23 protein-coding genes are annotated in these 23,868 nt (G+C 69.4%); 6 read left to right on the top strand and 17 right to left on the bottom strand.

Annotated features, from left to right (window positions below):
- Positions 1-284: 284 nt before the first annotated feature.
- Positions 285-563: a helix-turn-helix transcriptional regulator gene (locus tag KF837_19510; GenBank protein ID MBX3229516.1), complete on the top strand. Its 279-nt coding sequence runs from the start codon at positions 285-287 to the stop codon at positions 561-563.
- Positions 564-621: 58 nt separating this feature from the next.
- Here KF837_19510 and KF837_19505 read toward each other — a convergent pair whose 3' ends face one another.
- A complete protein-coding gene (locus KF837_19505) occupies positions 622-2,040 on the bottom strand; it encodes a hypothetical protein (GenBank protein ID MBX3229515.1) in 1,419 nt (472 codons plus the stop codon).
- Positions 2,037-2,684 (bottom strand): hypothetical protein, encoded by a 648-nt coding sequence (locus tag KF837_19500; GenBank protein MBX3229514.1) that lies wholly within the window; start codon positions 2,682-2,684, stop codon positions 2,037-2,039. Before KF837_19500 ends, KF837_19505 begins: the two co-directional genes overlap by 4 nt.
- Before the next feature lie 85 nt (positions 2,685-2,769).
- Between KF837_19500 and KF837_19495 the strand changes: the two genes are divergently transcribed.
- Together KF837_19495 and KF837_19490 are read left to right on the top strand one after the other, a co-directional pair.
- Complete coding sequence (locus tag KF837_19495) at positions 2,770-3,453, top strand: hypothetical protein (protein MBX3229513.1); 684 nt, start codon at positions 2,770-2,772, stop codon at positions 3,451-3,453.
- Between the two features lie 17 nt (positions 3,454-3,470).
- A complete protein-coding gene (locus KF837_19490) occupies positions 3,471-3,671 on the top strand; it encodes a hypothetical protein (protein ID MBX3229512.1) in 201 nt (66 codons plus the stop codon).
- A 4-nt stretch (positions 3,672-3,675) separates the two neighbouring features.
- Here the strand turns inward: KF837_19490 and KF837_19485 are convergent, their stop codons facing one another.
- The 6 genes from KF837_19485 to KF837_19460 form a co-directional block, all read right to left on the bottom strand.
- Positions 3,676-6,837 carry an efflux RND transporter permease subunit gene (locus KF837_19485; GenBank protein ID MBX3229511.1) on the bottom strand — a complete coding sequence of 1,054 codons (3,162 nt, stop codon included), beginning with the start codon at positions 6,835-6,837 and terminating at the stop codon, positions 3,676-3,678.
- Positions 6,838-6,846: 9 nt separating this feature from the next.
- Positions 6,847-7,917, bottom strand: coding sequence for an efflux RND transporter periplasmic adaptor subunit (locus tag KF837_19480; protein ID MBX3229510.1), 1,071 nt, complete (start codon positions 7,915-7,917; stop codon positions 6,847-6,849).
- Positions 7,918-8,027: 110 nt separating this feature from the next.
- Positions 8,028-8,813 carry a hypothetical protein gene (locus KF837_19475; protein ID MBX3229509.1) on the bottom strand — a complete coding sequence of 262 codons (786 nt, stop codon included), beginning with the start codon at positions 8,811-8,813 and terminating at the stop codon, positions 8,028-8,030.
- 147 nt (positions 8,814-8,960) lie between these two features.
- On the bottom strand, positions 8,961-9,434 hold the full coding sequence (locus tag KF837_19470; GenBank protein ID MBX3229508.1) for a hypothetical protein: 474 nt from the start codon (positions 9,432-9,434) through the stop codon (positions 8,961-8,963).
- 43 nt (positions 9,435-9,477) lie between these two features.
- Positions 9,478-9,972, bottom strand: coding sequence for an FKBP-type peptidyl-prolyl cis-trans isomerase (locus KF837_19465; GenBank protein ID MBX3229507.1), 495 nt, complete (start codon positions 9,970-9,972; stop codon positions 9,478-9,480).
- 5 nt (positions 9,973-9,977) lie between these two features.
- Positions 9,978-10,616, bottom strand: coding sequence for a hypothetical protein (locus KF837_19460; GenBank protein ID MBX3229506.1), 639 nt, complete (start codon positions 10,614-10,616; stop codon positions 9,978-9,980).
- A 51-nt stretch (positions 10,617-10,667) separates the two neighbouring features.
- On the opposite strand from KF837_19460, the gene KF837_19455 reads away from it, so the two are divergent.
- Both KF837_19455 and KF837_19450 read left to right on the top strand, forming a co-directional pair.
- On the top strand, positions 10,668-11,432 hold the full coding sequence (locus KF837_19455) for a hypothetical protein (GenBank protein ID MBX3229505.1): 765 nt from the start codon (positions 10,668-10,670) through the stop codon (positions 11,430-11,432).
- A gap of 55 nt (positions 11,433-11,487) precedes the next feature.
- The gene (locus KF837_19450; GenBank protein ID MBX3229504.1) at positions 11,488-12,651 is read left to right on the top strand and encodes a thiolase family protein; all 1,164 of its coding nucleotides are present in this window, start codon (positions 11,488-11,490) and stop codon (positions 12,649-12,651) included.
- Positions 12,652-12,680: 29 nt separating this feature from the next.
- Here KF837_19450 and KF837_19445 read toward each other — a convergent pair whose 3' ends face one another.
- Entirely contained in the window at positions 12,681-13,082 is a 402-nt protein-coding gene (locus tag KF837_19445) for an FHA domain-containing protein (GenBank protein ID MBX3229503.1), read from the bottom strand.
- 131 nt (positions 13,083-13,213) lie between these two features.
- Positions 13,214-15,496 carry a DEAD/DEAH box helicase gene (locus tag KF837_19440; protein ID MBX3229502.1) on the bottom strand — a complete coding sequence of 761 codons (2,283 nt, stop codon included), beginning with the start codon at positions 15,494-15,496 and terminating at the stop codon, positions 13,214-13,216.
- A gap of 366 nt (positions 15,497-15,862) precedes the next feature.
- On the opposite strand from KF837_19440, the gene KF837_19435 reads away from it, so the two are divergent.
- The gene (locus KF837_19435) at positions 15,863-17,254 is read left to right on the top strand and encodes an FAD-dependent monooxygenase (protein MBX3229501.1); all 1,392 of its coding nucleotides are present in this window, start codon (positions 15,863-15,865) and stop codon (positions 17,252-17,254) included.
- Positions 17,255-17,271: 17 nt separating this feature from the next.
- On the opposite strand, the gene KF837_19430 is transcribed toward KF837_19435, so the two are convergent.
- From KF837_19430 to KF837_19400, 7 genes are all read right to left on the bottom strand, one after another.
- Positions 17,272-18,714 carry a hypothetical protein gene (locus KF837_19430; protein MBX3229500.1) on the bottom strand — a complete coding sequence of 481 codons (1,443 nt, stop codon included), beginning with the start codon at positions 18,712-18,714 and terminating at the stop codon, positions 17,272-17,274.
- 63 nt (positions 18,715-18,777) lie between these two features.
- The gene (locus KF837_19425; protein ID MBX3229499.1) at positions 18,778-19,194 is read right to left on the bottom strand and encodes a PQQ-binding-like beta-propeller repeat protein; all 417 of its coding nucleotides are present in this window, start codon (positions 19,192-19,194) and stop codon (positions 18,778-18,780) included.
- 12 nt (positions 19,195-19,206) lie between these two features.
- A complete protein-coding gene (locus KF837_19420) occupies positions 19,207-22,080 on the bottom strand; it encodes a TonB-dependent receptor (GenBank protein ID MBX3229498.1) in 2,874 nt (957 codons plus the stop codon).
- 4 nt (positions 22,081-22,084) lie between these two features.
- Positions 22,085-22,486, bottom strand: coding sequence for a biopolymer transporter ExbD (locus tag KF837_19415; protein ID MBX3229497.1), 402 nt, complete (start codon positions 22,484-22,486; stop codon positions 22,085-22,087).
- Positions 22,486-22,920 carry a biopolymer transporter ExbD gene (locus tag KF837_19410; GenBank protein MBX3229496.1) on the bottom strand — a complete coding sequence of 145 codons (435 nt, stop codon included), beginning with the start codon at positions 22,918-22,920 and terminating at the stop codon, positions 22,486-22,488. Before KF837_19410 ends, KF837_19415 begins: the two co-directional genes overlap by 1 nt.
- On the bottom strand, positions 22,880-23,569 hold the full coding sequence (locus KF837_19405) for a MotA/TolQ/ExbB proton channel family protein (GenBank protein MBX3229495.1): 690 nt from the start codon (positions 23,567-23,569) through the stop codon (positions 22,880-22,882). The genes KF837_19410 and KF837_19405 overlap by 41 nt, the downstream gene beginning before the upstream one ends.
- Before the next feature lie 13 nt (positions 23,570-23,582).
- Positions 23,583-23,822 (bottom strand): energy transducer TonB, encoded by a 240-nt coding sequence (locus KF837_19400; GenBank protein MBX3229494.1) that lies wholly within the window; start codon positions 23,820-23,822, stop codon positions 23,583-23,585.
- Positions 23,823-23,868 lie beyond the last annotated feature (46 nt).

Here is a 23,868-nt window from a genome sequence, read left to right as displayed (position 1 = left end):
GGGCCGTTCACGGAGCGCACGTTGACCGTCAGCCACGGCTCGAACGCGCAACCACGCTGGTCCTTCCCGCTGGACCGTCAGGTGCACGGGAGCATGAGGTCTCCCGACGCCGTCGTGGCGCGTCTTTCTTTTCGAGTACACCAAGCCGGCGTCGAGCTTCGCGTTCGAGCTGGATGCCAGGACGTCTGCTCCTCCGGGCCTTGCGGCGAGGAAGAGACGCTCGTCGCGAGGATCTGCGCGAGCGCGGGGGAGTACCGCTGGGACGGCGAGCACCTGGTCCGACGATGACTCACGCGGCAGATTTTCTGCGTCCTTCGGGGGCGACCGGCGTCCTCCAGACAGGAGGCCATCAAGCTGGAGAGTCACGCCGAGCCGGCGAGCTCCAGGCGAAGCTCGACGTCCCCGCGTCGACGTTGAGCCATCACATCGACCGCCTCGCGCGCACGGGCCTCCTCGCGGCGCGGCGCGACGGGACGTACATTTATTACAGCGCCGCGCTGCGCGCCCTCACCGACTACCTCTGGGAAGACTGCTGCAAGGGCGGGAAGTCCAGCTGCTGCTGAGTCGTCACGCCGAATATTTCGATCCGAAAGCTGGCGGCGGTGACGCGTCGGCGTCGTGTCACCCGTTGCCCTTGCCGACGCTGGGCGGAGGGAGGGGGAAGGGGACGGGCGGGATCGGTACGACCGGCGCTCGGCACTGATCGTCGCCCGTCCTTGCCTTGTAGTAGACGCTCGAGGTCGACACGCCCTCGTGGACGATCGCGCACGACCGCGGGTCGCGGCGCAGCTTCTGGTAACGAACGGTGAGGACTCGGCCGTCCTCGGAGCGCGTGCTCGTCGCGGGGAGGTCCACCAGCGCGGCCGCGCTGCAGGCGGTGTCCTCGAACGGGAGGAAGAACGTGAACGTCCCTTCGCCTCCGTTCGCGGGGACGTCGAAGATCTTCCGGTGCGCGTCGATCTTGTTGCGGACGAGGGCCGGCGACCTCCGCGCGATCGTCCCGACCCAGCGGCCGCCGGTGCGCTCGACGCAATAGGTCGAGTGCTCCGCGCAGGCGCCCGTATCGGGCGTGTCGACGCAGCCGGCGTCGAGGACGTAGAGGCCCTCCGCGGGCTCCTTCGACGTCGTCGCCTTCGAGGTCGTCGACGGCGGAGAGACCACCGCCGTGCCGGCCGCGGCGGGGCTCGAACGCGACGCTTGGCGCGCCGCGATCGCGGCGAAGATCGCCGCGTCGCGCCGGTGGTCGTTGCGGTACTTGCAGGCAGGATAGTCGTCGCACCTCGCTCCGCGCGGCATGTGCCGCCGCGCCTCGCGCTCCTCGTCGTCCTCGAGCCCGCAGTCGGAGGTCACGTAGAAGCCGACGCGCTCGCGCGTCGTCGGGTCATCGATCTCGTGGACGGAGACGCGGGGCGATCGCGGCGTCGGGAAGCGCGCCAGCGAGGTCGGGTAGAAGCTCTCGGCGAGCCGCTCGCGGACCTCGTAGCACGCGGCGAGCGCGGCGTCCTTGCACGCCTCGGCCCCATACGCGAGCGAGCAGGGCTTGATCTTCTTGCCGTCCGCCTCCTCGTCCTCGCCGCCTCCCGCGAAGACGCAGTGGTACGTCGACCCCTTCTCCGCGACGACGAAATGGACCTCCCCCCGCGTCCGGCGCTTGATGCAGGTCCCCTCGGCCTCGTCGAACGACGAGGCTTCGAAGGGCTCCCGGCGCCGCCGGTCTCGCTCGGCGCGGGCCATCTCGCGCTGCCGCTCCGTATCGACGCGGCAGTCGAACACGACATGACGTTCGCCGGTTTGGTCGTCGACCCGCGCCACGCTCACCGCCGTGCCGAGCTCCATGCTCTCCTTGCAATACGCCTCTGCGCGGGTCTCGCAGTCGTCGTCGCAGCCGAGGCGATGCTCGCGAGCGCGCTCGAGCTCGAGCGCCGCGATGCGCTCGCGCAGCGCCTCGGCCGCGCGGCTGTCCTTGTGCATGCAACCGAGCGACGGCGCCGCGGCGCCGAGGAGCGCGGCAACGGCGACGACGACGGCCGGGCGGCTCACAGCACCACCTCGACGCCGATCGGCAGGGCGAGGTCGAGCGCCATCTGGAGGTCCTTCCTGCCGAGGTCGGTCGGGACGGAGGCCTCCACCGCGATCGTCATCATGACCACGGTCGAGAGCTCGACGCGCATGCCGCCCGAGACGGCCGCCTCGAAGAAGGGAATGCTGCTGAAGGCGCGCGTCGTCATACCGAACCGAGTGCCGAGAAATGGATGAAGGCTCTTGACCTTCTGGTCGCCGAAGAACTGGACGTAGCCGAGCCCGAAGTGCACGTGCTCGGCGTCCGACGTGTACGGTCCGACCGAGAGGTAGAGGGCGTCCTTGCGGAGAGGCGCGCTGATGCCGATGCGCGCATCGACGCGCTTCGGCCCCGGCGAGACGCCCCCGTCCCGATCGACGGCAGGTCCGTCGCCGGCGAGCCGCGCGCGTCCGGGCGACATGACGAGCGCGGTGTAGAGCTCGCGCTTGCCGATGTCGTCGAGCTTCGCCTCCTCGGCGGCGAGGTCGCGCCGGAGGTCCACGAGCTTCGCGTCGATCTCTTCGTCGGTGCGCCGCGTGTCGCCGGTGGCCGCCTGCGCTGGCCACGCGAGCGAGAACGTCACGAGCGCCGTCGCGACGCGAACGTCCCTACCCCGAGGATGCATGGTGGACAGCGTCCGCGAGGAGGAGCGCCGTCGCCATGGGCAATTCCTTGCGCGGTAGCCCGACGAGCGGTCATCCTTCGACGGCATGGCCGCAACGCGCGACCCCATCGCGATGGTCGAAGCCTGCTACGACCTGCGCGCGACCGAGGAACAGTGGCTCGGCAACCTCGCGCGGCTCGCGGCGCCCATCTTGAAGGTGGAGGACGTGCTCGCCTACCACGTGGAGGTCGACCCTCGCTTCGTCCGCTTCGGCGAGCCCGTGAGCACGCGTCCGGGAGGCCTCGCGATGGCGCGCATCCGCGTCATGCGCGAGCTCCTCGAGCGCTGCCGCTCGGGGCGCGCCAACGCGCTCCAGCGGATGAGGGGCCGTCTCTACGAGAAGGTCATTCGGAAGGGCATCGTGCAGTCGGCCGATCGAATGCTCCTCTCCGAGTTCGAGACGTACGGGCCGCGCTGGATGTACACGCTCGGCGTCCCGCGCATCCGCGAGATCCTTCACCTCGTCAACCACCACATCGACGGGAACGGCGTCACGCTCCTCATCGGGCCGAGGCTGAAGGCCGACACGGTCCATCCCGCCGAACGTGCGACGTACCAGATGCTGAGCGCTCACCTGAAGGCGGGGCGCGCGACGCGGACGCGCCGCCCGGAGTCTGGCAGGGCCTGGTCGACGGCCGCTGGTCGCTCGTCGAGCGCTTCGACGCCGACGGGAAGCGCTACCTCCTCGCCCATCGGAACCCGGAGCGCGTCGCCGATCCGCGAGGTCTGAGCGCGCTCGAGGCGCGCGTGACCGGTCTCGCCGCGCGCGGCTACAGCGACAAGCTCGTCGCCTATCACCTCGGGATCGCGGAGGGCACCGTCGCGTCGTGCCTGTCGCGCGCGATTCGCAAGCTCGGCTTCGCCGACCGCGCGGATCTGCTCCGCACGCTCGGCGCCGCCGCGGTCGCGGGGCCATGTCCGGCCGACGACCGCGAGGAGCCGGCGTGAGCGCCTACTCGCCGGCGGCGTGCGACGTATCGAGCGGATAGACCCCCGCGATCGCGGCGTCGACCTCGTCCTCGCCGCGGTCGATCTTCGTGCGGCCCGCGGAGCGGCGCGCGAGCCAGTCGCGGACGCTGTCGACGTAGCTGTGCAACACCGGGACGGCCAGGAGGGTGAGGAGGAGCGAGAGCGTCTGGCCGCCGATGACGATGCTCGCCGTCGCCTTGTTGAGGCCCGAGCCGATGCCCTTCGAGAGGATGAGCGGCAGCATGCCGGCCACGAACGCGATCGTCGTCATCAGGATGGGACGGAGACGCTCGCGGTTGCCCTGCAGCAGCGACGTGAGGCGGTCGACGCCCTTCGCGCGGAGCGCGTTCGTGTGATCGACCTGGAGGATGCCGTTCTTCTTCACGACCCCGAAGAGCACGAGGAGACCCAGCATCGAGAATAGGTTCAGGCTCTGCCCGAAGAGCTTCAGTGAAATGAAGGCGAACGGCACGGTGAGCGGGAGGGAGGCCAGGATGATGCCGGGGTAGAGCCACGACTCGAACTGCGCCGCGAGGATCAGGTACATGAAGACGAAGGCGATCCCGATCGCGAGGAGGAATCCGGCGCCGGTCTCGGCCTGGGACTTCGTGCGCCCCGTCGGCTGAAGGTGGTAGTTCGCGGGCGGGCCCTGCTCCTCGAAGCGCTTCTGGATGAACGCGCTGACCTTGTCTTCCCCCACACCCGGCGCCGCGTTGGCGAGGAGCGTGATCTGGCGCTCACGGCCGTAGCGGTTGATGCGGGAGGGCGCGGTGCCGTCGGACCACTTCACGACCTGGCCGAGCGGCACATTTCCGTATTTGCTCGAGGGCACGTTCATCAAGTTGAGCGAGGACGCGTCGACGCGGTATTGCGACTCCGCGCGAATGCGAATGTCGTATTCCTCGCCGTTCTCGGGATACGTGGAGGCCTTCACGCCCGCGACGAGCATCTGGAGCGTCGCGGCGACGTCGGAGACGCTCACGCCGAGGTCCGCCGCGCGATCGCGGTCGATGCGGACCTTCACCTCGGGGCGGCCCGGCAGGCTCGTCGTGTCGACGTCCACCGCGAGGCCCGATTCCTTGAGGTCCTTCGTGATCGTGTCGGCGTATTGCTGGAGGAGGCCGATGTCGGTGCCGGACATGACCCACTGGATGTTCTGGGTGTTCGAGCCGACCGAGAAGTCGGGGACTTCGGCGACGTTGACGCGCATTCCCGGCGGCAGCTTCGCGACGACCTTGTCGCGCGCCATGTTCATCGCGTCGAACTGCGAGAGCTCGCGCTTCTCGGGGTCGACCATGTCGACGTAGATCTGCGCGTAGTTGCGAGTCGCCTGCTGGTCCTCCGCGACGGTAATCAGGATATGCGTGACGCCCGGCAGCTGGCGGAGGTCGACCGCGGCGCGCTCGGCGATGACGAGCGTCTCCTCCGAGCTCGTGCCCTCCGGCGCGCGCATCGTGACCTGGAACTTCGCCTTGTCGTCCTGGGGGAGGAACGACGAGGGGAGCGATTTCGCGACCGGGACGCAGGAGCCGAGCGTGACCGCGCACGCCGCCGCGACGACCCAGCGGCGGCCGAGCGAGAAGCGGAGCGCGGCCATGTAGAGGCGCTCGATCGGCGCGTAGAGCTTGTCGACGACGCGGGTGAGGACGTTCGACTCGTGCGGGCGCAGCATGCGCGCCGACATCATCGGCGTGAGGGTGAAGCTGACGATGAGCGAGACGCCGACCGAGAACGCCATCGTGTAGCCGAAGCTCTTCAGGAAGCGGCCGGGGATGCCGCCGATGAAGGCGACCGGGACGAAGACCGCCATCAGCGAGAGCGTCGTCGCGAGGACGGCGAGGCCGATGTCCTTGGTCGCGAGGATCGAGGCGGGGAACGGCTTCATCTTCCGCTCGTCGATGAAGCGGACGATGTTCTCGAGGACGACGATCGCGTCGTCGATGACGAGGCCGACCGCGAGCGCGAGCGCGAGGAGCGTGATGCCGTTGAGGGTGTAGCCCTGCACGTACATCAGGCCGAACGTGCCGACGACCGAGGTGGGGATCGCGACCGCGGCGATGAGCGTGCTGCGGACGTTGCCGAGGAAGAGGAGGACGACGAGCGAGGCGAAGAGCGCGCCGAGGACGAGGTGCTCGGTGACGGCGTGGACGCTCGTGCGGATCGACTGCGAGTTGTCGCGGACGACGACGAGCTCGGCGCTCGGCGGGAGCGTCTGGCGGATCGCGTCGAGGCGCTTCAGGACCGCGTCGGTGACCTCGATCGTGTTCGTGCCGGACTGCTTCACGATCGAGAGGACGACGATGTCCTGTCCGTCATAGCGCGCGAGGCTCTCGACGTCCTTCATCCCGTCGACGACCTTCGCGACGTCGCCGATGCGGAGGATGCGGCCGTCGGTGGACTTGATGACGAGCCGCTCGATCGCCTCGCGGCTGGCGACGCGCCCCTCGATCTTCAGCGTGACGCTCTTGGGGCCGGTCTCGAGCGAGCCGCCCGGCGTCATGAGGTTCTGCGACTGCAGCGTACGGAGGACGTCGGACGCGGTGATGTTCTCCGCGCGCAGCGCGGTCGGGTTCATCAGGATGTTGATCTGGCGCTCGCGGCTGCCCGTGATCGTGACCTGGCCGACGCCGTTGATCGTCTCGAGCTGGCGGCGCACGGTCTTGTCCGCGACCTCGGAGATCTCGCGGACGCTGCCGCCATTGTCCTTCGCGCGGACGCCGACGAGGAGCACCGGCGTCGCGCCCGGGTCGACCTTCGTGACGATGGGCGCGTCGATCCCCTTCGGGAGGTCCTGCGTCACGCGGTTGATCTTGTCGCGGACGTCGTTCACCGCCGTCTCGAGGTCCTTCTCGAGCTTGAACGAGATGATGACCTGCGACACGCCCTCGCTCGACGTCGAGTTGAGCTCGTCGATGCCGGCGATGGTGTTGACCGCGGCCTCGATCTTGTCGGTGACGTCGATTTCGATCTCCTCCGGCGAGGCGCCCTCGAGGTGCGTCGTCACGACGACGATCGGGATATCGACGTTCGGGAATTGGTCGACGCCCAATCGGGAATACCCGACGACGCCGAGGACCATGATCGCGAGGATGAGGACGGACGCGAAGACCGGCCGACGGACCGAAATACGAGCTAGCCATTGCATGATGGCCTCTCAGTCGACCGACTGGCCATTGAGGAGATTGGCCAAGTTGCCAATCGCGACCTTCTCGCCCGTCTTGACGCCGCTCTCGACCGCGAGGCGCTCGTCGACGACGGGGCCCTCCTGGAGCACGCGCTCCTCGAGGCGGCCGTCTTTGACCACGAAGACGCGCTTCTTGTCCTGGCGCTCGAAGACGGCGGCGGCGGGGACGGAGGGGAGGGGACGCGTCCCGGTCGAGATGGCGACGTCGGTGAACATGCCGGGGCGGAGGAGGCGGTCCGGGTTCGGGACGACCGCCTCGGCGACGAGGTCGCGCGTCGTCGCGCGGACGGAGCCGGAGACGTGGCGGACCTTGCCGTGGAAGACCTTGTCGGGGTACGCCGCGACGGTGAAGGAGACGTCGGCGTCCTTCTTCACCGCGGCGATGTTCGCCTCCGGGATCGTGAGCTCGAGGCGGAGGTCGCTGTTCTCGGCGATGGAGACGACCTTGGAATTGGGCATCACGTATTCGCCGACCTCGACGTAGCGCTCGGAGACGACGCCGGAGAAGGGCGCGCGGATCGTCCCGTCGCCGACGTTCTTGGCCGCGATGCTCTCGCGCGCCTGCGCGGAGAGGAGGTGGAGCGGCGCGGTCTTGCACTTGGCGATCGCGTTGTCGTACTCGGCGGGGCTGATCGCGCCGCTCTTCATCAGCGGCTCGAAGCGCGCGCAGTCGGCCTGGTTGATCGACTCCTGTGTCTTCGAGGTCTGGACGTCGACCGCGGCCTGCTTCAGCGCGAGCGCGGCGGCGCTCGTGTCGAGCTGCGCGACGACGGTGCCGGCCTTCACCTCGTCGCCGCGCTCGACGAACGTGCGAAGCACACGCCCGGCCGCGTTGGCGGCGAGGTCGGCCTCCTTCATGCCCCGGAGCGTGCCGGTGAGGTGGAGGAGGACGGGCGCGTCCGCGTCGACGACCTCCGCCTTCTCGACGTGAGCCGGGGGCTTGGGCGGCCTCTGCTGCTCCGCGGCGGCGGACTGCTTGCACCCGGCGAGAGCGACGGCGAGGAGGGGAACGACGGCGAACGACCTGAGCTTCGCTTCCATGGAATGACCTGTCACGGCATTCGATGGCGATCGCAACGACCTGTTGCGATCTTTCTTCGTCGCGCGCTCGCGCGTACGGCAGAGCTATCGTCACTCCACGACGAGCTTGATCAGCCGCCCTCGAGCTCGTCGCCTTCGGTCTGGGCGTAGTTGCCGGTGACGTCGATGAAGGCGCCGAAGCCGGCCTCCTCCGAGCAGGGGCCCTCCTGCACGAGGTCGGCGTCGTACGACTCCGGCTTGAACGTGAAGGTGATCGTGCAGTCGGAGCCCGCGGTGTACGTCGCGACGCGGCCGTCGATCTTGGCGCGGCCGCCCTGGATGTCGCCGTGGCGGCCGCTCGGGCCCTCCGCGACGGCGGTGAGGTTGAAGGTCATCTCCGTCGCGGTGACGGCGGTGATCTCGAAGCCGGCGGAGAGGCCGTCGTCGTTCTGCCGCGCGTAGGGCTGCCCCGCGAGGATGACGCCTTGCTCGGGCGCGGTCGTCTTCTTCACGTACATGCCGGTGCCGTCGACGAAGGCGCCGAAGCCCTCGCTGTCGCACGAGCCGGCCTGGCGGACCTCGACGCCGTCGGCCCGCGGGCGGAGGACGATCGAGCAGTCGGCCGCGGGCGCGTAGGTCGCCTTGCCGTCGGACACGCGCGCCATCGCCTGCACGAGGTCGCCCATCGCGCCGCCGCCGCTCTTGCGGACGACGGTGAGGTCGAAGAGGAAGGGCGACACGCTCGTGATCTTGAGCGTCGCGCCGAAGCTGTCGTTGTCCTCGAGCTTGTACTCGCCGATCGCGTCGGGGGAGATCCCGCCCGTCGCGGCGGCCTCCGAGGACGCGGCCTGATCGTCCGCACCGCTGCACGCCGCCAAGAGACCCACGCACGCGAACCCGAGGAGCTTCTTCCACATGATGATGGGAGGCTCAGCAAGTGGCGTACCTACACCTACACTGGAACCATCCCCTGAAATCGATGGAGTTTCGCGGGGGAAGGGGACGATCGAGCCGATCAGGTGGTGTCGCGAGCGTGGTACGCCCTCCGCCGGCGAGCGCGGAGATCACTCCTTCGCGTAGACGAGGCGGCCCTTCTTCGGATCGTCGATCGCGATCGTCTTCGCGTCGACGAGCTCGACGCGGAGCTGGCTGATCTTTCCTTTCGCGAAGTGCTCGGCCTGGGTCCCCGTCGGCGCGCCGGCGACCTTCGCGAGGACGTGGCCGGCGCCGTCTGCGACGAGGTCGACCGGGACGCGGACGAACACGACGTCGCCCTTCGGATCGGCGGCGAACGAGGTCCACGTCGCGTGGCCCGTTGCGTCGGTCTCGCTGAAGCGGACCTTCTCGAGCTTGGCCTCGGCGGCGATCTCGTTCCAGCACGCGGTCGGGTCGGCCGTCTTCGCGCATTGCTCGCGGATCCGCGGCGCGACGTCGGACGCGTCGAGATCGAACCGCCACGTGCCGGCGACGTCGGAGCGCTCGGCTTCGCAGGCGAGGAGGGCGAGAGAGGCGAAGAGGAGAGATGCGTCGAGCTTCATGCCCGTCAGAACGCGGGCGCCGAGGACGTGTGACGCGAATTCGTCAGGCGTCGTCTTCGAGCAGGTCGTCGCCTTTGATCGACTCCGGCGGCGGCGGCACCGGCGGCGGCGGCGGGCGGATCGCGAGCACCTTCACCTGGAAGTCGATGTCCTTGTCGGCGAGCGGGTGAATGACCTTCGCGACGATCGTCTCCTCCGAGACGTCGGTGACCTCGAGGAAGACGGGCTGGCCGGCGGTGATCTTCGCCTCGAAGCGCTGGCCGACGTCGAGCTTCGTCTCCTTCGGGAAGGACGCGCGCGGGATCGTCTTCGTCACCTGCGCCGACGGCGCGCCGAACGCGTCCGCTGCTTTGATCGTCCCCTTCTTCTCGTCGCCGACCTTCATCCCTTCGAGCTGCTTCTCGAGCGCGTCGAGGAGCTGACCCGACCCGTGCTTGTACTCGACGGGTCCGCTCTTCTGGGAAGACTCGATGACGTCGCCTCCGCTCACCTTGAGCTCGACGTCGATGCGTACGATCTGCCCTTTTTGCACGTCCATGGCATTCACCCTGCCTTTTTCTTGGATGTCGCCTTTTTCTTCTTTGCCGTCGTCGTCTTCTTCTTTGCCGCCGTCGCCTTCTTCTTCGCCGCGGTCTTCTTCTTCGGTGCGGGCTTGGTGGGAGGGAGCTCGCTCTCCGGCGCGGGAGGGGCGGGGACGGTCGGCGGCTCTTCTTCTTCCTCGAGCTCGGGCTCAGGGGCTTTGCGAATGAACTGCTCGAACACGAAGAGGGCGACGGGCGCGGCGGTCGCGACCTCTTCGAGCACGCGCTTGGCGCGGTCGCCGGCGATGCCGCTCTGACCGCCCCAGAGCCGCGGAACGTTGATGCGCTCGAGGCCGCGGCTCTCCGCGTCGCGGAGCATCGACTGCGCGGCGCGCTCGAGCCACGAGACCTTCGCCCGCGTGCCGAGGCGCTGGACGACGAGCGCGTAGATGACGTCGTTGCCTTCTTGCCACGCGACGGCGTCGCCGAGCTGAGGAGCCTTGCGCTCCGACCACCACGTCGCGAACGACGGCCAGCGCTTCGCGACGGCGGCGGCGATGCCGGCGTCGAGCCGGCCGGTCGTGTCGACGGGGCACGCGAACGCGCGGAGGCCGCGCGGAGCCTCGACGAGGAAGTCACCCTTCACGAACGTCGCCGGCATGCGTGACGAACAAGCTCGCTCAAAACACCGCGGACGTCTACACCAGGTCGCATGCTCCGCTCGTCCTCCGGCTTCGTCGTGGCGCTCTCGCTCGCCGCCTGCGTCACGACACCGCCGCGCGAGGGCCCGCCCGCAGCCCCGTCGACGCGGGCGAGCACGGAGCCGCGGCCCACGCCGGAGCCGCAGGCGCCGGCGGCTCCGATGCCCAAGTCGGCGATCGCGACGCCGGAGGACGTCTGGTCGCGCGTCGCCGCCGACGTGACCGGCTGCTACGAGGCCGGCCGCAAGGTGGTGCCCGAGATGCTCGACGGGCGCATCACGTTTCACGCCGCGATCGATCGCGAAGGCAAGTCGGCGTGTGTGGTCCCGAGCGACGACACGGGCCTCACGCAGGAGGTCGAGGACTGCATGCGCGTGCGCGTCGAGCGCGAGACGTTCCGGCCCACCGCGGCGGAGTGGACCGTCGCGCTCCCGATCGTCGTGCGCGGCGGGGCCGTCTCGCTCGGCCAGGTCAGGGCGCCGACGAGCATCGAGACGATCGAGTCGCGCGGCTTGAGCGAGGAGCTCTACGACGTGATCGAAGGCCTCCTCCCCGACGCGAAGGCGTGCCTCCGCGGCGCGCCGCCGGGGCCGGTCGTCGTCGGCGCGCAGGTGAAGGCGGACGGCGCGGTCGCGTGCGCGCTCGCCGCGTCGGCCTCGGCGCTCGCGCCGGAGTCGCGGCGCTGCGTGGCGGACGTGTTCACGAAGGCGCGCTTCAAGCCGCCGAAGCGCGGCATCGGACTCCTCTCGGTGCCGATCGAGGTGCTGGGGCGGTAGTCCGCGCCGGCCGGGCTGGACGCGTCCCGGTTTTTGCGCGACTTTGTTCGCCAACATGAAAGACATCGTCATCATCGACGCGGTTCGGAGCGCGGTGGGTCGCGCGCACAAGGGCTCTCTCTCGCAGAAGCGCCCGGACGAGTTGGCGGGCGAGGTCGTCCGCGGCCTGCTCGCGCGGAACCCGAAGGTGAGCGCCGCCGAGATCGAGGACCTCGTCCTCGGGTGCGCGATGCCGGAGGGGGAGCAGGGCCTCAACGTCGCGCGCGTGGTGGAGCTCCTCGGCGGTCTCCCGCAGGAGGCGAGCGCGCAGACGATCAACCGCTTCTGCGCGAGCGGCCTCCAGGCGATCGCGACCGCGGCCGGCACCATCGCGATGGGCTCGGCCGATCTCGTCCTCGCCGGCGGCGTCGAGTCGATGAGCATGGTCCCGATGACGGGGAACAAGCTCTCCGCGTCGCCGGAGGCGATGGAGAAGGCGGCGAGCGTCTACACGCCGATGGGCATCACGGCGGAGAACGTCGCGAAGAAGTTCAACGTCGAGCGCGAGGCGCAGGACAAGTTCGCGCTCCGCAGCCAGAAGAACGGCTCGGAGGCGGTCGAGAAGAAGGTCTTCGCGAAGGAGATCGTCCCCGTCACCGCGTATCGCTACGCGGGCGAGGAGAAGAAGGCGTTCACGTTCGACGCCGACGAGCTCCCGCGCCCCGACACCACGCTCGAGGGGCTCGCCGCGTTGAAGCCTGCGTTCACGCAGGTCGGCTCCGTCACCGCGGGCAACAGCTCGCCGCTCTCGGACGGCGCCGCCGCCGCGCTCGTCGCGAGCGCCGACAAGGCGAAGGCGCTCGGCGTCACGGGCCTCGGTTATCTCCGCGCGTTCGTGAGCGTCGGCGTGGACCCTGCGATCATGGGCATCGGCCCGGTGCCGGCGATCAAGAAGCTGCTCGCGAAGACGGGGATGAAGATCGACCAGATCGATCGCTTCGAGATCAACGAGGCGTTCGCGAGCCAGGCGGTCTACGTGCAGCGCGAGCTCGGCATCGACGACAAGGTGCTCAACCCGAACGGCGGCGCGATCGCGCTCGGCCACCCGCTCGGCTGCACCGGCGCGAAGCTCACCGCGACGCTGCTCCACGGCCTCCACCGCACGGGCGGCAAATGGGGCATCGTCTCGATGTGCATCGGCGGCGGCCAGGGCGCCGCGGCGCTGTTCGAGCGGATTTAGCGCGCCGGCGGGCCGGCGGGCCGGCGCGTTCAGGCGCGGCGGACTTCGAGCTCGCTGTCGCCGACGCGGACGACGTCTCCTTCGCGGAGCGTCGTCCGCGTGATCATTTCGCCGCCCACGGCGGTACCGCAGGTGCTTCGCATGTCCTCGACCTCGACGACGCCGTGCGCGAAGACGAAGCGACATTGGACGCGGCTGATCACGCTGTCGGGGAGCACGAGATCGACGCGGCCCTGCGCGCGGCCGACGACGACGACCTCCTTCGTGACGGCGTACTCCTTCGTCTCGCCCCTGCTCCGCGCGCGGATGACGAGCCGTTCGCTCGCGTCGTAGCGGAACGTCGCGCCGGCGAGCGGAGGCTCGTCGCCGATCGAAGCACACGCGCCGCAGCAAGGCGCGTGCTCCTCGTCGTGGTCGCTCCAGAGATCCATCTGTCTCCGAACGGACGTAGGGTCGGCAGTATTCTGACGCCAATGCCCATTCTCGCTTCCTGGCGAGAATTTCCCCGACCGAGGTCGCTTTGCCGTGGTCCGCGGCGGTTGAGCGCTGGCGGTTGCGCGCGTTACCGTGGTCCGCGGCGCTTCGGCGGAGCATGACCACCGCCGCGACGCGGCCCGGAGCGCTCCCACGGTGGGGGTCCACCACGCGTCCCGCCTCCACCGCCACGCGCGCTGGGGTGGCGGTCGTCGCGTGGTCCGCGGTCGTCACGCGGGCCCTGCTTCCACGGCGGCTGTCCGCGGTCGTCGCGGGATGCGCGGTCGTGGGGTGCGTGCTTCCCGTGCGGTCCGCGGTTCGGCTTGCGGTCGTCGCGCGGTGCACGATCGTTGGGGGTGCGGTCGTCGCGGGGGGCGCGGTTGGGGCCGCGATCGTCGTGGCCGCTTGGTCCACGGTCGTCGCGAGCGCCGCGGTGGGCACCGGGGATCGGCGGGCCCTTCTTCCATGGCTGCTTGCCGCCGCGATCGTCCGGCTTCTTCCACGCCTTGAACGGCGGCCCTCCGCTCGGTGCGTGGTCGCGCGGTGGCTCGGCGACGTCCTTCGTCGAGCGCGGCTCGCGGCGGATGACGGCGTCGCGCGGCGTGAACGGCGTCTCCTCGCGCTTCTTCTTGCCCTTCTTCTTCGGCGCATTCGCGTCCGCCGCCGAGCCCTGCTTCGTCACCGAGCGCGAGGACGGCGGGGCCGGCGTTGCAACATCATGCGCCGAAGCGCGCTCCTTCTTGGCCGCCGCGCGCGAAGGCCGATCCGGCACCGTCGCAGGCGCAGAATCGGGCGCGGCGACGACCCGCTCCTTCTTTGCCGCCCGCGACGGCCGATCCGGTGGCGCAACAGGCGCGAGCTCGGGCAAGGCGACATCGCGCGTCGAAGCGCGCTCCTTCTTGGCCGCGGCGCGCGAAGGTCGGTCCGGCACCGCGAGGTCGCGCGTCGAAGCGCGCTCCTTCTTCGCCGTCGCCCCTGTCGCCCGCGGCGGTCGAGTCGCCTCGAGCTCCTGCGCGCGCGTCGGCTCGTCGCTCCACCTGCGGATGTGGATGCGTGGATCGCGCGGGTCGGGCTTCGCGGCGGCGCGCTCGAAGGGGTCGGCGACGCGGGCGGCGACCTCGACGACCGAGCTCGTGCGGCCCAGGTTGATCGCGCCGATGTCGCGGCCCTCGATCTTGCCGCGGCGGCATAGCATCGCCACGAGCCGCCGGACCTCCGCGCCGTACACGGTGCCCCACGAGACGCGGAAGCGCACGTAGCCCTCGCGCGTCGGGGCGCGGCCCTGGTCCCGGCGCTCTCGCTCCTCCGGCGGCGCGATCGGCGTCACCTCGCGTGGCTCCGCCGAGAGCTTCAGCGCCGCTTGCACCAGACGGCCGATCGCGCGCGCGGGCTCGCCCGACGCGAGGATGCGCTCCGCCAGCGCGAGGCTCCGCTCGTCGATCGCATCGCCCTCGACGAAATCGGCGCCCAGGCGCGCGAGGAGCTTCGCGTCGCGCGCGTCGCGGAGCATCTCCGCCGTCGGGATCGGCGCGAAGCGCCAGCGGAGCTTCGCGCGGCCGAGGAGCGCGGTCGTGCGCGCGAGCTCGCGCGGCGTGACGAGGACCGAGCTGATCCCCTTCTTCCCCGCGCGGCCCGTGCGGCCGCTGCGGTGCGTGTACGCGTCCGCGTCGGTCGGCGGATCGGCGTGGATCACGCGCGTCACGTCGGTCACGTCGATGCCGCGCGCCGCGACGTCGGTCGCGACGAGCGCGTCCGCCGCGCCGCGCTTGAAGGCCGCGAGCGCGCGGTTGCGCTCCGCTTGCTCCATCTCGCCGGAGAGCATCGCGATCGAGAAACCTGCATCTTGCAAGAGTCCGGTGAGCTCCGCGACGTCGGCGCGCGTCCGCGCGAAGATGAGCGTCTGGCCCTCCGCGTCCTCGAGCAGCAGGTTGATGATCGCGGCGAGGCGCTCGCGCTGATCGACGAGGTGGACGAGGTGCTCGATGTCCTGGTTCGCGGTCCCGAGCGGCGTCCCCTCGACCGCCGCCGGATCGCTCTGGAGACGATCCGCGAGCGACTTCACCTCGCGCGGGAACGTCGCCGACACGAGGTGCGTCCGCCGCTCCGAAGGCGCGTGGCCGAAGATCGCCTCGATGTCGTCGCGGAACCCCATGTCGAGCATGCGGTCCGCCTCGTCGAGGACGAACGTGCCGACGTCGCTCGCGTCGATCGAGCCGCGCTTGAGGTGATCGAGGAGGCGCCCCGGCGTCCCGACCACGATCGACGGCTTCGCGCGGAACGCACGCAGCTCGTCGCGGTACCCGCCGCCGCCGGTGACGACCGCGATGCGGAGCGAGAGCCCGGCGTAGAGCCACGCGAGCTCCTCCTGCACCTGCTTCGCGAGCTCGCGCGTCGGGACGACGACGAGCGCCCGCGGCCGCGCGCGCTGATCGACGCCCTTCTCGTTGCCGTCGCTCGCGGCCTCGTCCGCGGCCGCCGCCGAGAGCGAGTGCCTCAGCGCGAGGCCGATCGCGACCGTCTTGCCGGAGCCGGTCTGCGAAGAGATGCGGAGGTCGCGACCCTCGAGCTCGGGGGCGAGGACGGCCTCTTGTACGGGGGTCAGCCGCTCGAACCCGCGCGCCGTGAGCGCCGCCGCGAGCTCGGGACCGACGCGATCTTCGATGCTTTCTCGGAGGGACAGAAGACGGACACCTTACAACAACTCGGCCCACATCGACTGAGTTAGGATGCTCGACCGATGAGGCCGCTCGACGTCGGAGTGATCGGGTGCGGAACGGCGGGCGCCGCGGCCGCGCTCTTCCTCGCGCGCGCGGGGCATCACGTGACGATCTACGAGCGCGTGCCGAGGCCGAAGGCGGTCGGCGCCGGCATCACCCTCCAGCCGACCGGGCTCCACGTCCTCGCGCGGCTCGACCTCCACCACCACGTGCTCGCGCGCGGCGCGCGCCTCGACCGCATCGTCTGCGAGACGAAGGAGCGGAGGTCGCTCATCGACCTCAGCTACGGCGCCCTCGGCGAAGGCCTCTTCGGGATCGGCCTCCATCGCGGCGTCCTCTTCGAGACGCTCTTCGGCGCGGTCCGGCGCGAGCCCAACATCGTCGTGCAGCCAGGGATCGAGGTCGTCGATCTCGCGCGCGCCGCGCCGAACGGACGCGAGCGCAGGAGCTGGTTCGTCGACGCGGCCGGCGAGCGGCACGGCCCGCACGAGCTCGTCATCGCCGCCGACGGCGCGCGCTCGCAGCTCCGCGACGACTCGAGCACGAGCAAGCGCATCACCCCCTATCCGTGGGGCGCGCTCTGGTTCGTCGGCATCGATCCCTCGAAGCTCAACCCCGACGGGACGCGCGACGAGCGCGCGCGCACGCTGCATCAGGTCGTCGACGGCAGCCGCCGCATGCTCGGCATGCTCCCCACCGGCCGCGCGCCGACCGGCCTCGCCGAGCCGCGGCAGCCCGATCCGCGGCTCATCAGCCTCTTCTGGAGCATTCGCTGCGACCGCGTCGAAGAGTGGCGCAAGGCCGGCCTCCCTGCCTGGAAGGACGAGGTCCGCGCGCTCGCGCCCGAGGTCGAGACCGTGCTCGAGCAGATCGAGGACCCCGCGCAGCTCCTCTTCGCGCAGTACCACGACGTCGTCATGCATCGCTGGCACACGCGGAACGTCGCGTACCTCGGCGACGCCGCGCACGCGACGAGCCCGCAGCTCGGCCAGGGCACGAACCTCGCGCTCTGGGACGCGATGGAGCTCGCCGACGCCCTCGCGGACGAGAAGCAGAACCTCGCCGCCGCGCTCGCCGACTACTCGCGCCGGCGCGAAGACCACCTCGCGTTCTACCAGCTCGCGACGCGCTGGCTCACGCCGTTCTTCCAAGGCGACGTGGAGGAGCTCGGCAAGCTCCGCGATTTCGCGATGCCGCTCATGGGCAAGGTCCCGTGGATGAAGCGGATGATGACGCTCGGAATGCTCGGCGTCGTCGACGGCTTCGGCGGCAAGACGCTCACGCTGAAGCTCCCGGTCGTCCACCGCGTGAAGCCGCTCAAGGTGCCGCGGGCGTCGCAGAGCGGCGAGAAGAGCGAAAAGGCCGAGAAGCCCGCGCGCGTCGAGGCGTCCGAAGACGCCCCGAGCGCGTGACGGGCCCGTTCGTCACGTCACTTGTCGGACCAGACGACCCACTTCCCCGTCGTCGCCCACGTGTCGTTCGCGTCCTTGAACGCGCCGATGTACGCCGCGCTCGAGTCGAAGAAGCCGTCGTTCGGCGGGGTGAGCGCGCCGGCGGTGAGCGACGTCGCGGGGCCGAACACCGGCGCCGACGCGTCGAAGCAGCTGATGCCGGGGTCGGTCTTCGCGTTTCCGCGCGCGCCGCCCATGACCCACTCGACCTCGTTCAGGCCGTTGTCGTTGTCCTTGTTCGGCGCCGCCGCGCCCGTCTCCGGATAGGCGATGTCGTCGACGACGCCGTTGCCCTTCGAGTTGAAGAAGAGCGTGCCCTTGATGTCGAGCTGCGGCTGGCCCGCGACGGGGCTCAAGAGCGCGGCGCCGGTGGCGTCGCGGACGTCGAGGCTCGACTCGAAGCCCGTCACGATCATGTTGTTGAACGAGCCGCGCGCGTTCCGGCGGACGAGGAGCCCGAACTGGGCATTGTCGACCTCCTTGTTCTTGCCGCAGAGCGTGACGTTGAAGACGGTCGGGTTCGTGAGCGGCAGGTTGGCGGTGCCGGTCGCGTCGTTGTCGCTCTCGAAGCCGTTGTCCTCGCCGACGTGGTCGGGATCTTGCTGGAGGACGAGGAACTGGAGCTTCCCCGTATACCCATTATCGAAGTCGAAGGCGTCGTCCTGGTTGCGCTGGCAGACGAGGTGTTTGGCGTTCACGGTGCCGCCGAAGAACTCGAAGCAGTCGTCGAGCGACATCCGCACCTGGACGTAGTCGACGGTGGTGCCGGCGCCGACGCCGCCGAACGTGAGGCCGTTGACCTCGTTGTCGGGGCTCAGGATGACGCCCGCGTATTCGATGCGGACGTATTTGATGACGCCGCTGTCGTCGTTCGGATCGTCGCCGCCGTACTCCGTGCCGGCGACCGTCTTGAGGATCCCCTCGATGTTGCCCTTGCCGCCCGGGACGTTGATCGGCGCCTTGCCGAGGAGGACGACGCCGCCCCAGTCGCCGGCGCGCTTCTCGCCCTCCGGCGCCTGGCTCGTGAAGACGATCGGCTCCTCCGCCGTGCCCTCCGCGAGGAGCTTCGCGCCCGGCTCGATGACGAGGATCGCCTTCGTCTGGTTGTCGCCGAAGATGGTCGTGCCTTTTTCGATCGTGAGGGTCTGACCCGCCTTCACGTAAACCGTATTCTTGAGCAGCCAGTTCTTCTTGTTGTCGAGCGTGCGCGACATGGTGACGTCGGCGTCGATCGTCTCGATCGGCTTGGTGAGGTCGACGCCCGGGCTGCCGCTCGTGCTCGTGCTCGAGCCGGGCCCGCCGCTCGTGCTGCTGCTGGTGCTGCTGCTCGTGTTGTCCGAGCCGCCGAGGCTCCCGTCGTCGCTGCACGCGATCGCACCGAGGATGGCAGAACCGACGAGGAAACCAATGACCTTGCGCATTCGAAGCTCCTTTGTACGGAGCCTCTTTTCCTCCTCCTCGGTGACAGCGGAGAGACGACCTCGTCAGCCTTTCGAGAAATCGGGTTGGAGCGAATTGCCGCCTACGACCGCGATTCCGGGCAGACTATGAACTTTGTTGTAGCCGACGCTGGTCCGCCACAGCACGCGGCCGTCGATGCTCACCGCGATGAGCACGTTGTCTCCGCAGACGTAGAGGACGCCGCTGTCGAAGAGCATCGCGCCGGAGGACGGAAGTGGAGAGAGGTCGACCTTCCCGATCGTCGCGCCGGTGGCGACGTCGAGGCAGTGCAACGTGCCTTGGCTGTCGAGCGCGAAGATGCGCCCGCTGTCGACGGCGTAGCGACGAAACCCGTTGTCGAACTCCTGTTTCCAGCGCACCTCGCCGGTCGCGCGGTCGACCGCGGTGATGCTGCTGGAGACGACGATGACCGGTTCGGTCTGCGCGGGTGTGCGGTTCATCCCGGCAAGCTATCAGTAGCTGTACGTGCCGGTGAACCAGAAGGTCGTGCCGAGGTTGTAGCGGTTGGTGTGGACGTCGCCTTGTTTGAAGCGCACCGGCGAGTCGAGGAGGTTCTCGATCGCGCCCTTGACGTCGAAGTGCTCGCCGATCGACTGCGCGATCGAGAGATCGAGGAGGTGTCGCGGCTGCTCGTAGATGTCGGGCAGCGGCTTGCTGCCGACCGACGAGATGCGCTCGCCCGCGACGTTGTAGAGGATGCGCGCGCGCGTCCTGCTGCGCTCGTTGTTCCAGTCGAGCGCGACGTTGACGACGTACGGCGACTGCCCCGCGAGCGGGCGGCTCGACGAGGTCTGGATCCCGCGGCTCGGATCGAGGTCCACGCGCGAGTGGACGACGGTGACGTTCGCGAGGACGCCGAAGTCCTTCAGCCGGCTCGAGAGGAAGTCGAGGCCCTTCCGTCCTTCGACCTCGAGGCCGGTGTTCACCGCGCCCCTCGCGTTCGCGTACGAGATGACGCCGCGGCTCGTCGGGAGGATGACCTGCTCGATCGGATCGGTGAAGTCCTTGTGGAAGAGGCTGATCGCGAGCACCTCGCCGACGCGGGGGAACATCTCCCAGCGCGCGTCGAGGTTCGATACGCGGGTTCGATCGAGGTTCGGGTTGCCGAGGATGTCGCGCGCGCCGAAGAAGTCCGTGAACAAGAACGGCGCGAGCTCGCGGAGCTGGGGCCGCGCCACCGTGCGCGTCGCGGTGAGGCGGACGTTCTGGTGCTCGGTGAGCTTGAAGATGAGGTTCGCGGAGGGGAGCAGGTCCGTCTTGTTCAGGGCGAAGCTCACCGGGGTCGTGTTCTCGAACGAGTCGATCGACTGGCGCGACGCCTCGAGGCGCTGGCCGGCGACGAGGCGCAGGCGCGGCAGGAGCATCACGTCGGTCATGAGATAACCGGCATAGACGTCGTAGTTGGCCGCATATCGGTCGCTGCCCTGCGTCCACTCGTTGAGCTCGATGACGGGCCCGACGTTCTCGTCGGTGAAGATGACGTTCGGCCGCTGATTGAATATCGGCGAGGTCCCCGCCCCGGGCGCGCGGAGGAAGCGGAAGCGCCGCGCCTCGAAGCTGCGGCCGCGGAACGTGAAGAGACCGCCGCCTTTGACCTTTACCGGTTTGTCGCCTTTCAGGAGCGGCTGCGTCCAGTCGGCCCCCACCGAGCGCGTGGTCTCGCCCTGCGCCGCGTAGAAGTGCTGGCCGGATTGGGTGCTCTCGCGGAACGAATAACCGGCAATGGGGTCTTCGACGTAGACCGTCTCGCGGAGGTTCGGATCCGAGAGCGTCGCGCGCGCCCAGAGCGCGGTCCAGCGGAGCTCGGCGGCGTCGAGCTTGCGGAAGCGGTGCTCGCCGCGGAGCTGCCCGTACATGAGCGCGCGGTTGACGAAGCGAAGTCGCTCGTCGAAGGCGCGATTGCCGCCGACCTCGTCGTTGATGCCCTCGATGCGCCGCCCTTCCTTCTCGGCGTTGCGGCTGTAGAGGCCCGTGAGCGAGAGCTTGTGATCGGTCCCGCGCGCGTAGCTCACGGTGCCGAGGCCGCTCCACGTCACGGTGTCGACGCCCGTCTCGGCGCGGTAGTCGTTGAAGCGGACGAGGCCGCCCGGGTCGTTGGCGTCGACGCCGAACGTGCGGATGACCTCGTCGGTGCGCTTCTGGAAGCGCCGCGAGTACGACGCGCCGGCGATGTAGCCGACCACGCAGTCGGGGCAGCCGAAGGGGCCGCGCTTCGGCTTGAACGAGTCGCCGGCGACGAGGCTGCCGGTGCCGTTGGGCAGGTTGAACGTGCGGTCCGTCTCCATCGGCGTGTTGATCGCCCGGCCCGCGGCGACGAGGTTCGGGTTCACCTGCCCGTTCGGGAGGAGGCGCGTCTGGCGCGTGGCCGGGACCTCGCGCGGGAGGCGGCGGCCGCCGTCGTCGATGCCGAGCCAGTCGGTGCTGCCGCCCGGGTAGCTTAGGCGGCGCCCGAACGTGCTCACCGTGTTGATGCCGGCGCCGAGGTTCGCCTGGAAGAGGAAGCGGTTCGGGAGGTCGCGCGTGTGGATGTCGAGCGAGCCGCCGGTGAAGTCGCCCGGCATGTCGGGGACGAACGTCTTCGACACCGTGAGGTCGCTGATGACGAGGGTAGGGAACATGTCGAGCGGCACCGCTTGCCGATCGGGCTCCGGGCTCGGCACCGGCGAGCCGTTCAAGAGCGAGCTCGTGTAGCGATCGCCGAGGCCGCGCACGAAGATGTAGCGGCCGTCGACGACGGTGGTGCCGACGACGCGCTTCACGGCGTCGGCGGCGTTGCGGTCGGGCGCCTTCGCGATGTCCTGCGCGCCGATCGAGTCCGACGCCTGCGCCGCGTTCTTGCGGAGGAAGAGCTGCGTCGCGGCGGACGCGCGCTCGACCTCCGCCTCGACCGCGGTGACCTCCTCGACCGCCAGCTCGTCGGGATCGAGGACGACGTCGAGCTTCTGGACCCGGCCCGCCGCGACGCGGACGTTCTTCACGCGGGTGGGGCGGTGGAGCTCGTACTGGACGCGGAGCTGGTAATTGCCTGGTACGAGCTCGAGGCGATAACGGCCTTGCTCGTCCGTCGTCGAGTATTCTTTTCTGCCGATCACGGTGACGAGCGCTTCGAGGAGCGTCTCGCCGTCCTTGCGCGAGGTGACGACGCCCCAGACCACCCCTTTTCCGCGCGCGGGCGGCCGGGACGGGTCGAGCGTCTCTTCGATTGGGGCCTCTTCGACCTTGTCGGTGGGTTGTTCGTTCGGCTCCGCGGTGTTCGGCGACGACTGGGCGTACGCCGGCGGAGCGGCCAGGAGGAGGCCGAAGGTAAGGAACGTGGCGGCGCGCATGCGTTTATTGGATGACGCTACTGGTCAATACGGCGATCGTCTTGGCGCCGCCCTGACGCGCGATGTCCATCGCCTCCACCGTGGAGGCGTACGGCGCGTCGTCTTCCGCGTCGAAGTAGAGGACCTTGTCCGAGCGGGCCGCCATGATGCGGCTCATCTTGTCGCGGAGGTCCTTCTTGTCGATCGAAGCCCCGTTCAGGGCGAGCACTCCGTCTTTCTTCACCGTCAAGACGACGCTCTTGTTCCCGCTCGGCGGCGCCGCCTCGGTCTCCTGCTTCGGGAGCTGGAGCCAGAACTGCTTGGAGAGCAGCGGCGTGACGACCATGAAGATGATGAGGAGCACGAGCACGACGTCGACGAGCGGCGTCACGTTCATCTCGGGGGTGTTGCGCTGGTGTTTGCCCATCACTCCGCCCCTTTCCTCTTCTCGACCTGGAGCGATACGCCGCTGAACCCCGAATTCTGGACGACGGTGAAGACGTCGCGGACCTTCTGGTAGTCCAGCGCCCCGTCGCCTTTCAGGACCACGCGGCGGTCGGGCTCGCGTGATTTGATGTCGGCGAGCTGGCCCGGCAGGGCGGCGAGCGTCGTCGGCGTCTTTTCGAGGTAGACGCTCCCGCTTCGCCCCACCGTCACCGTGACGGGGTCGAGCTTGCCTTTCTGGTTTTCGTCCGGCTGGAGGATACTCGGCAATTCGACGCGCTCGCCGTGCTCGAGCGATGGCGCGATGACCATGAAGATGATGAGGAGCACCAGCACCACGTCAACGAGCGGCGTGACGTTGATGATCGGGGTCGCGCTAGACGGCTTTTTGGAGCTTGCCTGAATCGACACGCCCATGGGAATTCTCCAGCTCGTCGAGGAGCTCGCCGGTGCGGCGGGCGAGCTCGGTCTCGACGGCAGTGATCTTGGCGTTCAGCTGATTGAAGAAGAGGACGGCGGGGATCGCGACCATGAGGCCGAGCGCGGTCTCCACGAGCGCCTCCGCGATGCCGGCCGACACCGCGCCGAGGCCGCCGGAGCCCGTCGACGCGATCCCCTGGAAGGCGGTGATGATGCCGACGACGGTGCCGAGGAGGCCGACGAACGGCGCGACGGAGCCGACCGACGCGAGCACGTTCATCCCGCGGCGGAGGTCCTCGCCGACGAGCTCCTTCTGCCGCTCCGCCTCGCGCCGCGCGACCTCGACGCGGGAGAGGTTCTTCTCTTCCGCCCCGCCGAGCTTGCCGAGGACGGGCGCCATGAGCCGCGCGAACGGCGAGGCCTTGTGCGTGCCGGCGACCTCGACCGCGCGCGCGTAGCTCTCCGGTGTGAGCAGCGCGACGACGGCGCGGAGGAACTTCTTCGTCTCCGCCCGCGCGCGGAGGAGCGTGATGTTCCGCTCGACGAAGACGGCGACGATCATCGTCGCCATGAGCAGGAGGATCGAGGCGATGACCTTGCTGAGCGGGCCCATGCTGGCCCAGATATGAAGGGGACTGAGGTCCATGCGTTTTCGCTCCTCAGGAGTGTTTGAGGCGGAAAGGGATCTTCACCATGCGCACCATGCGCACGGGTTGGCCCTCGAGCGTGGCGGGCTCGAAGGTCCAGTCGCGGACGCTCGCGAGGACGGCCGCGTCGAAGAGCGGGTGCCCCTTCACGATGCGTGCATCTTCCACGCGTCCGTCCGCCGTCACGACGAACTTCACGACGACGACGGCCTCGATCCCCTGCCGCCGCGCGTCCTCGGGGTAGGCGGGCATCGGCTTGTGGCGCGGAACGGCGGGGGTCGAGACCTCCGCGACCTGC

Origin of the sequence: Labilithrix sp. (assembly GCA_019637155.1) — a bacterium.
Lineage (GTDB): Bacteria > Myxococcota_A > Polyangia > Polyangiales > Polyangiaceae > Labilithrix.
The sequence above is the reverse complement of the archived record's forward strand: the minus strand, read 5'-3'. Positions and strand labels throughout refer to the sequence as shown.